The organism is Hanamia caeni (assembly GCF_003721595.1).
Classification (GTDB): Bacteria; Bacteroidota; Bacteroidia; order Chitinophagales; family Chitinophagaceae; genus Ginsengibacter; species Ginsengibacter caeni.
On the sequence record NZ_RJJR01000005.1, the window covers coordinates 268,085 to 283,085 of the forward strand.

At 40.0% G+C, this 15,001-nt stretch carries 12 protein-coding genes; 7 read left to right on the top strand and 5 right to left on the bottom strand.

Annotation, left to right across the window (positions count from 1 at the left end; all coding sequences use genetic code 11):
- Positions 1-5 precede the first annotated feature (5 nt).
- Together EFY79_RS08595 and EFY79_RS08600 are read right to left on the bottom strand one after the other, a co-directional pair.
- Complete coding sequence (locus tag EFY79_RS08595; protein WP_123120285.1) at positions 6-3,140, bottom strand: SusC/RagA family TonB-linked outer membrane protein; 3,135 nt, start codon at positions 3,138-3,140, stop codon at positions 6-8.
- 523 nt (positions 3,141-3,663) lie between these two features.
- On the bottom strand, positions 3,664-5,730 hold the full coding sequence (locus EFY79_RS08600; RefSeq protein ID WP_148041882.1) for a hypothetical protein: 2,067 nt from the start codon (positions 5,728-5,730) through the stop codon (positions 3,664-3,666).
- A gap of 282 nt (positions 5,731-6,012) precedes the next feature.
- Here EFY79_RS08600 and EFY79_RS08605 point away from each other — a divergent pair, with 282 nt between their 5' ends.
- From EFY79_RS08605 to EFY79_RS08630, 7 genes are read left to right on the top strand one after another with little or no spacing between them, the layout of a single operon-like run.
- Positions 6,013-7,338 (top strand): alpha-L-fucosidase, encoded by a 1,326-nt coding sequence (locus EFY79_RS08605; protein WP_123120287.1) that lies wholly within the window; start codon positions 6,013-6,015, stop codon positions 7,336-7,338.
- Between the two features lie 5 nt (positions 7,339-7,343).
- Positions 7,344-8,192 (top strand): fumarylacetoacetate hydrolase family protein, encoded by an 849-nt coding sequence (locus EFY79_RS08610; protein WP_123120288.1) that lies wholly within the window; start codon positions 7,344-7,346, stop codon positions 8,190-8,192.
- A gap of 23 nt (positions 8,193-8,215) precedes the next feature.
- Complete coding sequence (locus EFY79_RS08615) at positions 8,216-8,506, top strand: nucleotidyltransferase family protein (RefSeq protein WP_123120289.1); 291 nt, start codon at positions 8,216-8,218, stop codon at positions 8,504-8,506.
- Positions 8,499-8,723, top strand: a complete 225-nt coding sequence (locus tag EFY79_RS08620; protein ID WP_199727494.1) for a HepT-like ribonuclease domain-containing protein — start codon at positions 8,499-8,501, stop codon at positions 8,721-8,723. Before EFY79_RS08615 ends, EFY79_RS08620 begins: the two co-directional genes overlap by 8 nt.
- Positions 8,724-8,745: 22 nt before the next feature.
- A complete protein-coding gene (locus EFY79_RS22025) occupies positions 8,746-8,832 on the top strand; it encodes a hypothetical protein (protein WP_394338870.1) in 87 nt (28 codons plus the stop codon).
- Between the two features lie 18 nt (positions 8,833-8,850).
- Positions 8,851-9,696 carry an amidohydrolase family protein gene (locus tag EFY79_RS08625; protein ID WP_123120290.1) on the top strand — a complete coding sequence of 282 codons (846 nt, stop codon included), beginning with the start codon at positions 8,851-8,853 and terminating at the stop codon, positions 9,694-9,696.
- 54 nt (positions 9,697-9,750) lie between these two features.
- Positions 9,751-10,524 carry an L-fucose dehydrogenase gene (locus tag EFY79_RS08630; protein WP_123120291.1) on the top strand — a complete coding sequence of 258 codons (774 nt, stop codon included), beginning with the start codon at positions 9,751-9,753 and terminating at the stop codon, positions 10,522-10,524.
- Between the two features lie 64 nt (positions 10,525-10,588).
- On the opposite strand, the gene EFY79_RS08635 is transcribed toward EFY79_RS08630, so the two are convergent.
- From EFY79_RS08635 to EFY79_RS08645, 3 genes are all read right to left on the bottom strand, one after another.
- Positions 10,589-10,921 carry a peptidylprolyl isomerase gene (locus EFY79_RS08635; protein WP_148041883.1) on the bottom strand — a complete coding sequence of 111 codons (333 nt, stop codon included), beginning with the start codon at positions 10,919-10,921 and terminating at the stop codon, positions 10,589-10,591.
- Entirely contained in the window at positions 10,918-13,548 is a 2,631-nt protein-coding gene (locus EFY79_RS08640; protein ID WP_123120293.1) for a GH116 family glycosyl hydrolase, read from the bottom strand. The genes EFY79_RS08635 and EFY79_RS08640 overlap by 4 nt, the downstream gene beginning before the upstream one ends.
- A gap of 102 nt (positions 13,549-13,650) precedes the next feature.
- Positions 13,651-15,000 (bottom strand): sugar MFS transporter, encoded by a 1,350-nt coding sequence (locus EFY79_RS08645; protein ID WP_123120294.1) that lies wholly within the window; start codon positions 14,998-15,000, stop codon positions 13,651-13,653.
- Position 15,001 lies beyond the last annotated feature (1 nt).

Genomic DNA, 15,001 nt, shown 5'->3' on the forward strand with positions numbered 1-15,001 from the left:
AGACTTTAGAAAGTTAGTTTTAAATTAAAGCCAAGGCTCCTGGTAGAAGGCAAAGTTCCATATTCTACTCCCTGGTAGTTGCCATTTCCCAGGCTCATATCGGGATCGAACCACATTTTGCGTTTACCTTCTCCGGGAATATTCATTATGGAACTGCCGCGGTACAGCCAGAATAAATTATGTGCGATAACGGAGAATCTGGCTGATCTTATAAAAGAATTCTGCCCTACTGGAATATCATATCCGAAAGAAAGTTCTCTTACTCTGAAACTGGTAACATCATACGCAAAAAATTCACCTACGCCATATCGTTTTCCGGAAGCTGTTTGCCAAAAGTCCTGGGCGCTTATCGGTTTAGATACCGCCTGCCCATTGGCATCTACACCTCCAAGGTTCCATCCTCCCTCGCGGTGGGCTTCCGTACCTTCTGTAATACCACTAAAAGCAAGATTCATTTCAGTTCCGGAAATCATCACACCTCCAAAACGGCCATCAGCTAAAATCCTTAAAGAAAATCTTTTATAAGTAAACGTGTTAGTCATTCCTAAGTTTGCTCTCGGATTAAAATTACCAATGTACCCCTGAGCGGCGCCTGATATATCAGTAGTAAGTGGTTTTCCCGCGTTTGCTCCTGTGTCTATCACCATATGATTTCCTTTTGCATCCTTTTGCCATTGATAGGCTAAAAGATCACCATAGCTTCCTCCTTCAGTTACCACAGGTGTTCCCGAACGTCCAAATCCTCCGGCAAGATAAACTGTCTTAATATCCTTACTTAAAGTAACTATTTTATTGCGGTTTAAAGCGAAATTCAAATCAATATCCCAATCAAAATCCTGGTTCTTTATAGGTGTTGCATTCAATACAATTTCCACTCCCTTGTTTTGAATATTACCTGCATTTATATATTGGTTGGCATAACCGGTTCCCACTGGCAGGTTAAGTTGCAATAATTGGTTAAAAGAGTTGCTTTTATAATAGTTTGCTGTAAAACCCAAACGATCGTTAAGAAACCTGGCTGCAATGCCAACTTCTAAGTTCTTAACAATTTCAGGTTTTAAAGTGGGAAAAGGTAAAGTAGTGCCTCTGCTTAAAAAGCCATTACCTGCTCCCTGGCTGTAACCGTACGTTGCATTCAGTAGCCCAAACTGCCCGCCGTTACCTACTTCAGAGTAGTTTAAATTCGCTTTCAGGAAAGAAATACTAGTGGGAAGTGTGGTTATCAGGTCTGATATAATAACTGATGTTCCCACTGAATAATATTGGAATGAATAGGGTGAAGGTAAGCGTGAATCCCAGTCATTTCGCAAACTTCCATCAAGGAAAATGGCATCCTTAAAAGATATATTCGCCTGCCCAAATACAGCTTGTGTTTGTACTTCATTTCCTGACGAAGATAAAGCCGGGTTCGATGCGAAATTAAGGCTGAATTTATTGGTTACATTTAATCCGTTTGCTGTTCCCTGGTTCTGGTCATACGCATTATCCTGGTAAATAGCGCCCAAATGATAATTGATCTTAAAGTCTTCGGAAATTTTATTGTTTCCTGTAAGCATAACATCAAACCATTTTTGAGTGATATTGATATTGTTCTTTGCGTAATATCCTCCTGCTTGTGTAGCCCATAACAATGTGCTTTGATAATATATGATATCCTGGTTATCCATTATTTTGTCAATATTAGCGCGGCCCGTTATGTTTAGCCAATCAGTAATATCATATTTTGCAGATAAAAAGCCCATGATCCTGTTACGAGTTTGGTTGAGGGAAGTATTATTTACCATCCAGTACGGATTTTGATAAATAGAACTTAAAGTGGAAGGCCACGCGGTAGCTACAGGAACTCCTACATTATTTAATGAGTCATATTGTTTGGCGTCAGATAAAGGAACATTTCTTGGAATTTGATAGATGTCTATCACAGGCGCATTTTCTTCACCCGTACGCGGCATGTGTTTTATAATCTCATTTACATAGGTAACTTTTGCATCTGTAGAAAATTTCTTCGAAATCTGGTTAGTGATTCGCAAATTTACCGTATGACTGGTCAGGTCATTTTTGGGGATAATTCCGTTTACAATATTATTAGTATAGGAAAGGTAAGTTTGGGCTTTTGCAGAACCCCCTGATACACTTATTGAATTATTTAACCCGAGTCCGGTTCTGAAGAAATCCTTTATATTATCAGGTTGAGGAGAATAAGTAGAAGGTTGCCCCAGGTAATTGGTAATACTCTGGCCAGTCATTTTAGCTCCCCAGCTTTCCCCGGAGGTAACATCCAATACACCACCATTTCCCTGGCCATATTTGTTTTGCACTTTTGGTAAAGACCACGCGTTTTCAAATGCAAGTCCTGAATTCAGGGTAACGGTCATTTTATCTCTTGTTCCTTTTTTAGTGGTGATAACTATTACCCCGTTGCCTGCCTGGCTTCCATATAAAGCCGCTGCTGATCCTCCGGGCAATACGGTAACTGATTCAATATCGTCAGGATTAATATTAGAGGCGCCATCTGAACTCTGAACAGAACCGAAGTCACTTCCTGCAGAGCTGTATGTATCGTTCGTAATAGGGACTCCATCCACCACGATCAGGGCATTGTTGGTTCCCTGAATAGAGCGGTTACCACGCAACACAATTCGGGCCCCGCTGCCTGGGCCACCTGAGCCCTGGTTAATTACCGCATTAGCCACCTTTCCCTGCAGTGAATTCAAAACATTATTAGGGTCTCTTACTTCTGTAAGTGAGCCCACCTTTACAGTTTGTGTTGCGTAAGGCAATGTCTTCGACTGCCGTGTGATACCTAATGCAGTCACCACTATCTCACTTAAACCACTATTGTCCTTTACAAGAGTGATTTCGACATTCGTTTCATTTTGGCCCACTGAACGTTCGGCTTTTACATACCCAATAGAAGTAACCACTAAGGTAACTTCTCTATCAGGGACATTTAAAGTGAAGGAGCCATCAGAGCCGCTTGCAGTTCCGGTTGTTGTACCCTTAATTACAATAGAGGCACCCACCAGCGAACCTTCGGCTGATACTACTTTCCCTTTAAGAACCCGGGTTTGGGCTTTTAGCAAGAATCCCATAAACAGGGCAGGAATCAGCATTAGCAGTATTCGAAAAATTTTTCCCATATACATAAATTTAGAATTGACAAAAGGTTTTAAAATATTTCAAAAAATAAATCTTGAAATCTCTCAGGAGCCCGAGGGGTATGAATAAAAAACAGTTGCACAGGAATAATAAAGCTCTTCCGGCAGATATGCTTTTTTATTCTAAATTCTGCAATACAATTCTACATGCAACTCACATCTTGTAATCGAAAAAATAACCAGCTAAGAAGCAATTCTGTTTTTTAATCAAGTAATACTGTTTTAATCAAGTAATTCGTTTTTTTTGACAAAATCATTCCTTTAACTATTCTCTATAGTAAATATGGCAATATTTTTTGGAATATGCTGCATCAAAATATTAAAAAGCAAAAATATTTTTTTGCAATTGGTTGATTTTGCCAATTACGTTCGTTTTATTTTTCTGATTGTTTATCAAAAATTCCAAATGATTCGATTTTTTAAACCAAATTGCTAGATAAAAAAATAGCGGTTTAGAAGAAATAGATGAAGTTAAATTTCATGGATTTTATTTATACATCTTAAATTATTTTGAACCTGTAATGATTTGGATAACTTTGGTTCTTCCTGCAGGCACTTTTATATAAACATGATTATCCTTACTATTTAAAGAGTTCTTGCCAATCATTTCAAAGGCGGAATATTTTTCTAAATTTAAGGCTTTCAGATCCAATGAAATGACACAATCTGTATCTGTATTACCATTATTCCGAACAGTAAAAAATAATTTTCTCTGACCTCCGAATCTTTCAATTCTAACGGAATTCAGCCGGGTGGTGGCGTAAGTGACCGGCTGCCAGCCGGCCTGCGATAATTGTTTGATAACAGGAATATATTTTTTAAAAAACGGGCGGCCTCTCTCTACCTTACTACTATCCTGCCAGTAGGGATCACTTGAAGCATCCTCGCTAAAAAAAGAGGGGAAAAAACCATAAGCCATCAATTTTTCAAAATAAATTGCATAGCCTTCATAAGGGAATTTTGTAAACGCTGTATCATTTAAACCCTCATTCAAAAGAAACACAATAGGTTTCTGGAACGAAATAGCTCTTTTAAAATCCAAAGCCTTTGTATCATGGTCCCCGGTTGAATACCAGCTCAATTCTGCCCCGAATAAATCAAGGTTAGCGGCTGCAAAAGGGTTCCAGGCATGTCCGTTGCCCATGACCAGTTTCCCCTGGGAATGCATTTCATCAGCTATTTTTTTCATGATTTCAAATTCCGATGTAAAATTCCAGATAGCCGGCCTGGCAACGTCCTTAGAAAAAGTCAAAGGATAATTCGTGTATTTAAAATGCTCTTTCCGATAATTTAAATCATTATGCCAGTTCCACTCCATAGAATCAAAATAAATCCCGTCAACATTCAATTTAACGGCCGGATCTATCTCCTCTTTCAAAATATTACGATACCTGCTTGTTCCTAATATATCAGGATTACAATTTGTGGTGATGCTTACAGCCCAGCCCGATTTAAACCAGGGAGTTTTCAGGCGCCGGATCTGCCAAAGCCCATTTTTATCTTCGGCGACACTCGTTTCCAAAAATTCCTTTTTTGCTTCGGGAATAATCCTGGATGAAAAAAGCGTTTTATAATCCACTTCTGCTGATTGAATAGGCAATTGGATATCCCAGGGTTCAGTATATTGAAAACTTAACACGCCTGATTCCTTGTCTGATACAATAGATGGAACTTTTTGCCCATTTTTTTGATCGCTACTGTTCCAGGAAGTTTCGTGAAAGGCAAATCCAAAATCACTCCAGCCAGGGATTTTCCCAAGGGGAGTGAAAGGAAGCCAGATGCCTTCTGCAGTAACTCTCTTTTTAAAAGATCCAGGATAAATTTTATAATATTTTTCTAAAGCTGATCGCATTCCCCAGCCAGCATCAAATGCAAACCTGCTCAACTTAAAAAAACTGCGGTTTGGAAATTTATCTGTCAGTGGACTGGTAGCAATATCAAATTCAGCAATTAGCTTCTCTTTCTCAGCTTCCAAGCGATATACTATCGGTAATGATAAATCAATTCCCAATGCTTCTCCTTTTCCATCCATACTAATTGCGCAGAGAGGATAAAATGACATCTTTCCCCGGCCTACTGCATCCCCATATCCACCATCCGGTAATGTCTTGCCATTTAACGCACCATCCGGAGGCACAATAGTATTGGCTGATACCAAATCCGCATACACCGAATCTGTTTTGATTACATACGAATGGTCAAGACCGGAATACCATTTCCAATTTGTGCCTTTCTCCGGAAAGATAATTCCAAGAGTCAGCGCTGAAGCCCCTGAATCCAAATGTTCCAGTGAACCATTTATTTCTACATAATTTCCCCTGTCAATTTCCTGGATGATGACCTGGTAAATTTTATTTTGGTACGTAGTGAGTTTGATCTTGCCGGAAATATTCTCATTGTATTTGGGAAGTTCTGTAATTTGACTTGCTGGATGGCCTGCTAATACATACTCAATACGGATTGACGCTGAATTGAGGTCATTACTCTGAACCTGCGGCAGGGCAGCAATCGGAATCATATATAAAAACATTATTCCTATACAAACAAGGGACAACAGTTTGGCTCTTTTCATGTATTCGTTTCTTTTAAATTTAAAAACATTTCTCTTACAGCGTCCATCATGATTTTCAAAAAGGTTCTAATCAGTAGTCTAAAATAATTCTATTATTTTATTTCGTTCTTTTCTCATCCTTCTAATACAGGAAGCATTGATATTTTGAAAATCAGACGTCTTAAGCAAGAACCTGATAAGATTAAAGTTTACCGGTAAATAGTTTGAAAATTTGAATTGATCATTTGCCTTATTTTTGAACTTTTCATGGAGTATCTCTGTTCTCTTATTTAAAACTATAAAATGAAAAAACTGGTTATTTATTTATTTACTGCAATCATCATGACTAACGGTCATGCACAAACGTATACGCCAACGGCAGCAAACTTTGAAGCGCGGCAACAATTTGAAAATGCAAAATTTGGATTGTTTATTCACTGGGGTGTTTTCAGCATTTTGGGAGATGCCGAATGGGTAATGCAAAATGAAAATATCAAAGTAAAAGATTACACGCGCCTCATGGATTTTTTTAATCCTGCCGAATTTAATGCGCACGATTGGGTGGCGATGGCGAAGAATGCGGGAATGAAATACATCACGCTTATCACACGCCATCATGATGGCTTTAGCATGTGGGATACCAAATATTCTGATTTCAATATTATGAATACACCGTATCATAAAGACGTGGTAAAAATGATTGTGGATGAATGCCATAAGCAGGACATGAAAATATTTCTTTACTATTCACTCCTTGATTGGAGAAGGGATGACTATTCCTACTGGACCGGCAGAACAGGGCAGGGAACCGGAAGAACAGTGCATGGCGATTGGAAAGATTATATCAAATTCATGGAAAATCAGTTAACCGAATTGCTTACCAATTATGGAAAGATTGATGGTATCTGGTTTGATGGATATTGGGACCAAACAGCCCCTGAAGGCGCGCAGGACAGGACGCCAAGAATTGATTGGCATCTTCCGGAGATATATGCATTAATACATAAATTGCAACCAGCTTGCCTCATTGGCAACAATCATCATCTGTCGCCCCTTCCCGGCGAAGATTTTCAAATGTTTGAAAAAGATTTGCCCGGTCAGAATAAATCAGGGCTGAGCTTTCAAAAGCCTTCCGACCAGTTGCCTCTTGAAACGTGCGAAACGATGAACAATTCCTGGGGGTTCAATATTAAAGATGATAATTACAAACCGGTAAACACCTTGATTCATTACCTTGTGAACGCAGCAGGGCGTAACGCCAATTTTTTATTAAATGTGGGGCCGCAGCCCAATGGAATTATCCAGGAAGAATTCAGGGATACGTTGCAGCAAATAGGAAAATGGATGGAAAAATTTGGAAAAAGCATTTATGGAACCCGTGGAAACATAATGCCACCGCAGGATTGGGGTGTAGTTACTTCAAAAGAAAATAAAATATTTGTTCATATTTTAAAAGATTCAATTCAGCCTGTAGTGATAACTGGAATCAGGAATAAAATAAAAAGTTGTACGTTAATGGGCACCGGCGAGCAGGTAAAATATGATCAGAATAAAAACGAAGTTACTATCAGGCTTGATGGAATTGCACTGGTGGAACCGGACACAATTATCGAAATCGAAACAAAATAAATTATATGAAATTAATACGGTTTGGAGAGGCCGGTAAAGAAAGGCCTGGAATAATCAACAATGAGAAATGGTATGACTTATCCGGATTTGTAAAAGATTATGACGAAGAATTTTTTACGAATGGAGGAATTGAAAAATTGCAGGAGATTGCTGAACAAAATAGTTTGACCGAAGTGGAATCAAATCAAAGATTGGGTTGCCCGGTTTATAAGCCCTCTAAAGTAATTTGTATCGGTTTAAATTATGCACAGCATGCCAGGGAAACCAACGCGCAGGTGCCTAAAGAACCGATTATTTTTTTCAAGGCTACTACTTCAGTTTCCGGTCCAAATGATGACATTATCATTCCTAAAAATTCCAACAAAACCGACTGGGAAGTGGAGCTGGCTGTGATTATTGGCAAGCGTGCGAGCTATGTAGAAGAAAGTGAAGCCATGGATTATGTAGCAGGTTACTGCCTTCATAATGATGTGAGCGAAAGGGCTTTTCAGATAGAAAGAGGCGGCCAATGGGTAAAAGGAAAAAGCTGCGACACTTTTGCACCGCTTGGCCCATGGATGGCTACAAAGGATGAAATTACGGATGTGAATAATTTACGTTTATGGCTCACCGTTAATGGTAAGAAGATGCAGGATTCCAACACAAATGATTTAATATTCAAAATTCCTTTTTTGGTTTCCTACATCAGCCAGTTTATGACTTTATTGCCCGGCGATATTATATCTACCGGTACACCGCAGGGCGTTGGGCTGGGTATGAATCCACAGGTGTACCTGAAGGAAGGCGATATAGTAGAATTGGGAATTGAAGGGCTGGGAACACAAACGCAGCATGTAAGAAACTGGTCTGTATAATTCTTTTATCTTTGAATTCAACGATGAACCATTTACTTTCCATAAAAAAGCAGTTAGAATTAATAAAACCATCGCTTATGTCCCGGTATTATGTAAGTGAATTAGGATTGTTTGGTTCTGTTGTCAGAAATGATTTTTCCGGTGAAAGTGATATTGACATTTTGGTAGATTTTAGCCAGCCGATTGGTATTGAGTTTATTGATCTCGCGGAAGAATTAGAAACCAGGTTAAAACGAAAAGTTGATTTGGTTTCGAAGAAAGGAGTAAAGCCACAATACCTTAAAACTATCCAGGCTGATTTGATTTATGTCTAAAAGAAGTTCCCGTTTATTGTTGGAAGATTTGTTGCTTAATATCGAAAAGATTACTGAATATACAAGCGGTTTATCTTTTGATAATTTTTTAGAAGACAGCAGAACTTCAGATGCAGTTATTCGGAATTTTGAAATCATTGGTGAAGCCGCAAACCGCTTACCTGATGAAATGAAAGAAAAGTTCCGGAGATTGATTGGTACAGGATTCGTGGTTTAGGAATAGAATAGTTCATGATTATATGGGAATTGATTATCAAATGGTGTGGCTTATTAAAGAAAATTATCTTCCAAAAACTGAAAGCCCAAATACAAAATATTTTAGATAGCCTGTAATTAGATGTTTAATGATTGACACTCATGTTCATTTCTGGAAGTACGATAAAGTAAAAGATGCCTGGATTACTGACGATATGAAAATGTTGCAAAAAGATTTTCTTCCCCATGATTTATTTCCGGTTTTAAAGGAAAATAATATCGAAGGCGTAATTGCAGTTCAGGCAGATCAAAGCGAAAATGAAAATAATTTTTTAATCGCGCTTGCTGAAACCAATCCATTCATAAAAGGAATAGTAGGGTGGGTGGATTTTCAAAATAAAAATATTGAAAATAGATTGCTTTACTATTCAAAGTTTTCCATCGTAAAAGGCTTCAGGCATATAGTGCAGGCAGAGCCGGCAGGATTTTTAAAGAATAAAAATTTTTTAGAAGGTATTGGTTTATTAAGAAAATATAATTTTACTTACGACATATTGGTTTACGAAAATCAGTTGCAGGAGGTAATTCAATTCGTAAAGAAATTTCCTGGTCAGAAATGTATGATTGATCATTGTGCAAAGCCGAACGTTAAACTAAAAAGTGTAGATGCCTGGAAGAAGGCAATCGAAGAAATTGCCGGGTTCGACAATGTGTATTGTAAACTTTCCGGGCTCACAACCGAAGCGGATTGGACTAGCTGGAAGGAAGAAGATTTTTATCCTTATTTCGATTGTGTAACAAAGGCTTTCGGTACCGCGCGATTGGTTTTCGGGAGTGACTGGCCTGTTGTAAATATCAGTGGCGGATATTTAATCTGGAAAAACCTGGTTGAAAATTATATGCGCAACTTTTCTGCGGAGGACAATGAAAAAGTATTTAAAAAAAATGCAATTGAATTTTATAATCTTTCTGAAATTGGCGGCCACAACGAGTAAAGAAAAGATTTTAAATATTGCCAAAAACTTCTAAACGTCAAAAACATTTCTTACATGAATTTGAATCTCGACAATAAAATTATCATCGTAACCGGCGGCGCGAAAGGAATAGGGGAGGGGATCGTAAAAGTTCTTGCCGCTGAAAATGCATTGCCTGTAATTGTGGGCAGAAAGGAACAGGATAATTTAAAAACCCTCGAAAGCATTGGTAACAAAGGTTTTCAGGTTGTAGCAGAGTTGACAAAGCCGCAGGAATGTGAAGCGGCTATAAAAAAGGTGGTTGATAAATTTGGGAGAATTGATGGTCTGGTTAATAACGCTGGCCTAAATGACGGGGTTGGCCTGGAAAACGGAAATTATCAACAATTTGTTGATTCACTGCACAATACTTTAATTCATTATTATTTAATGGCGCATCACGCGTTGCCTTATTTAAAGCAATCTTTTGGCGCGATTGTAAATATTGGTTCTAAAACGGCCGAAACAGGCCAGGGAAATACATCTGGCTATGCAGCATCCAATGGAGGAAGAAATGCATTGACCCGGGAATGGGCAGTTGAATTACTAAAATATAAAATCAGGGTAAACGCGGTAATTGTTTCCGAATGCTGGACACCTCAATATTCAGTATGGATAAAGACACTGGAGCATCCTGATGAACAATTAGAATCCATAACCGCAAAAATTCCTTTAGAAAAACGAATGACCACACCGGAAGAAATTGCGAACATGGTTGCTTTTCTTTTATCTGAAAAATCCAGCCACACTACCGGCCAACTCATTCACGTAGATGGCGGGTATGTTCATCTCGACAGGGCCATTAGTTAGAACTTTTTTTCCTGGTTTTTATAGTAAACAAATAAATAATCTGAATTTTTATTTGCACAAAACTTTAGAATTGAGCGCTATAACAATTGCAATCAGAATTGCAGTTTGCATTCTCATCCACAGGGTAACCTAATATTAATTCTTCGCCGGATGCGGGCCGTAATTTATCAATTATTATTTTGAACGAAATATTTTCACTTCCACCATTTAAAAAGATCGTTTTGATTTCCCCGATGCCAAGGCCTTCAAATTGAGATTGTAAAAATGGTGCAATTGAGGAGCCGCCGTGCAGATAGCAGGTTGGCGAAGCATTTGAGTTGTCTTCAATCACTTCGCCATTCGTGTTTTGCATGCAATACCGAAAATGGACCACCATATTTTTTGTTACTCTCGTCATACCTGTATTTCCTTGCCGCTTAGTTTGATTTTATTTATTTCTATCTTACCGTAAGCCACATGCAGCGAAGCCTTTCCTGCCTTCAGTGTCACATTTCCAAACCCGGTAGCCGTAGAAAGAAAACTGGTAAAATCACCGATTTTTGAATCTATATATAATGTTTTATCAACGGCATCATACCGGACGCCTGTAAGGCCTTCCAGCATTCCATAGCTCGACATGGCGCGCGCATACCAATGGCCGCATTCATATTCGTTAAAGGGATTGCGCACCCGGCCATCATAACGGTCGCGGCATAGACGAACTATTTCGAGCCCCTCCGTTACTTTTCCCATCAGCATCAGGTGCGACGCCACCTGGTATTCAATTCCTGTCCACACTTCATCGCTGTAAACAAAAGGCAAAGACAATTTGCCTCCTTTCGGCCACGTACACAACAACAACCCGCCTTCCTTGCCTAGGGCATAACTTGGACGCTGCGGATTTGCATGCTCGGTCAGGTCGTTCTTTAAATTGTATTTATGCACGGAAAGTAAATGGCTTGTGACCTTTGTGTTTTCGACAAAATCCGGAAGCGCGCACATTTTTCCAATCCATGCCCCAAGAATGCCATCGCTGAGACAGCCCGTACCATATTGATACTTTGGCCCTTCCTTTTTCAACATAGCTAAGGCCTCAGGCGAATAGTCCCCACCAAAGGATTTGGCAGTGGCAGGGTCTGGCGCATCCAGGTTTTTAGACTCAATATCCTGGAAAAAGTATTCTCCGTTGTACAGTTTGGTTTCTAAATATTGTTTGCCTTTTTCAAATAAAGTTTGATACCGGCCAATATCTTTTTTCAGAAACGATCCCATCTCAATCATTGATCTTAATGCGCCGAGATAAAAGCTGGTGCACATCCCGTCGGGTCCCCAAAATTCTATATCATAAGTGTTGTGATGCGGCTCTTCCACGATTCCTTTACCTCGCGGATCCCATGTGGAGATGCAATAGTCCATGCTCACTTTTACCATTGGATATATTTTGGCGAGCCAGTCATTGTCGCCACTGATACGCCAATCGCGATGCACTTTCATGATGCCTCCGAGTTGGCCATCTGCCGCTGCATAAAAATCATGTTTTAAAGGACTGATAGGAAGATTTGCCCTGAAGCCCTGGTGGCCGGCTATATTTTGATTTTCACAGAACTCAGTATTGCGCAGTGAACGTTCCAGCGTTGGAAATAAATGAGGCATTGCCTGCGCATAATTCCATACATGCGTGCACGAGCCATGACAACATCCGCCATCATCGCCGCAACCTTCCCAGTTCCACAAGCGCCCATCATACTGGCGAAGCACAGTAGGCGATTTAATAATGGTAAGATTGGCAGCTACTGCTTCCATCACTTCGGAAGGAAGGCTGCTTTTGTAAAAGGTGTCAGAAAATAATTTTGTTTTTTGAAAAAGCTCTTTGTAATTATTGGTCCAGTATTCAATTACTTCATCTATGTTTTTAAACCGGCTGCTGTACCAGGGTGAATAATCTGCGGATGGATTTTTTTTACCATTAGCCACGCCAAGGTCTGATGGCCCGCCACAACATCCGGATGCGGGATCGCAGTTTTTCTTTTCATCTTTCATTACTTCCCCGATATGTAAAGTTGTGAGCGGCGTATACCATGAAACGAGCAGCTTCACGGTTTTTGAAGCGCCAGGTGCCAATGAAAACGGAACAAATAATGAAGCGCCGGGTGCATCTTTTTCTACCGGTTCGCGCGCATTTAGTTTGCCCTCTCTCACATCGTTCCATGCCATCGTTAGCGGGTCCCACCAACCACCCCGAAACCAACAATGATCAACGATTGTGTTGCTATCATCAGTAAATATTGCAAAGCTGCTTTTCAAAAATGGTTTTTCTTTTATGCCTTCCTGGTTAAGAATAAATCCATTTTTGCACGGCCCGATATTATTAACGGCCTCGCGGTCAGAAGCCAAAAAATTTTTTGTGTTAAAAGAAAAAACTGCTTCAATCGCCTGCGGACCGGTATTTTTAAACGTATATTCAAGAGCGCCAACGGGCAGACTTGAACTATTTTCATCTGTTGGTATAAAAGGACTCCAGCCGGTAATCTTCGATTTCAGGGGAAGGTCAGAATCGCGTAAAGTGACATAGCCATAAGGGAATTTAGTTTCAAACTCTGCATTGATAAATCGCGGCAGCCCATAAGTAGAACCTGCATCTCCGTTACCGGAACCACGCTGTCCGAATATTTTCCAATCCGGGACGGGCCCTTCCAAAACCTTCACTCCATTTTTAAAGCCTTTCACTTCAATAGCAGCAAACAAGGAAGGCTCATTAAAAATCTCCGGCCTGTTGCGAATGCTCATGTGCGAAATAGCGCCAGTGCCTTCAAGGCAAAACATGCCTGCCCCAATTCCCCCGATAGGAAAGGCAAGCCGGTTTAAATAGCCTGCCTGGTAAATGCCATTGTATTTTCGTACTATGCTCTTTTGTAAATTTCCGGATGGCTCATTTTCCTTGTTATGACTTCCGGATGATAAAACAGCGGCGGGAGTGATTGCAGTTCCCAATCCTCCTAAAGCGATTTTTTTTATAAACGAGCGACGGTTATTTTCTTCTTTCATGATAAAATTTCAAATTAAAAATCTCAGCTTTTTATTTGTTTACTGCTATTCTTTTTTTTTGAATGAATGGAAAATATACGTGTAGGCATACCGTTATAAACATTAGCCTGTTACCTGGTTTTCAGTTTTCAAATTGCTTTTATTCACTACGGCAATATCTGTATCTGGTTTTATTTTAAATCCTTCCACGGCGTAATATAAAATGAATGCGAACAACGGAATTGGCACGAGAAAACCAACCGACATCCCATAAACGTCCGCTACCGCACCCATTAAGGGCGGGAAAACTGCGCCGCCGGCAACAGCCATCACTAAAAAGGAGGCGCCTTCTTTTGTATGCTTGCCCAGTGATTTGATAGCAAGCGCAAAGATGGTTGGAAACATGATAGACATCAGGAAAAATACAGCGTACAAAGCAATGATGGATGTCCATCCAAATTCAAGGCCCACAACAGGCAGTAGAAGGCATACCAATAAAGAATATAAGGCAAGCATCCGCGTGGGTTTAAAATATTTCATCATAGCGCTTCCTGAAATCCTTCCTATCATAAACAATAAAAACCCAAATGAAAGGAAATAAGGCGCCAATTCCACATCGAAATGAGGGTCCATATCATGGTCGGTAACAAAATTGATGAGAAAGCTAAAAACGCCGGTCTGAGCAGCTACGTAGCAGGCCTGAGCAACAAAACCCAATTTAAAATGCCGGTTTTTCCACAAAGGTTTTTTTGAAATATAACGTGGATCAGTTACGTCCGTAATTAAGTCGCCGGGTTCTGCAGCAGGCACGATGGCTCCATGAGCTATGTTTTCATCTTCCTCGGTTATTTCCGGCAATTTCAACCTGGTAAATACAAAGGCAACTGCAAGCACTACCAGCCCGATGATGGCGAATGGCAGCACAATTGAAATCATTTTTTTTCCCTCAACATGGCTCTGGTTGCCATAAATGTATAACGCGATGAGTGGACCAATTACCCAGGCCAGGCCGTTAAACGATTGCGAAAAATTAATCCTGCGCTCTGCTGTTTCCGGGGGCCCTAATTTAGTAGTATAAGGATTGGCGGCAGTTTCAAGCGTGGCCAACCCTGCGCCGATGATTAAAAGGCAAATCAAGAAGAGGATGAATGATTGCAACGGTGCTGTGCCCGCAGCTAGCAGAGCGCCGGAGGCAAACAATATGAGGCCGAAAATGATTCCTTTCTTGTAGCCATGCTTTCTCATGAATAATCCTGCGGGGATGGCCATTCCAAAGTAAGCACCATACAGAGAAAACTGGATGAAACTGGATTGCCATTTTTCGAGGTGCAGCATCATCTGGAAATTTTTATCCAGTGTATCCAGCATGCCGTGCGCTATTCCCCAAAGAAAAAATAATGTGGTGATGGCTACAAACGGGCCAAAATAGTTGACACCATTTTTAATAAAAAGAGTCGATTTTTCTTTCTTCATT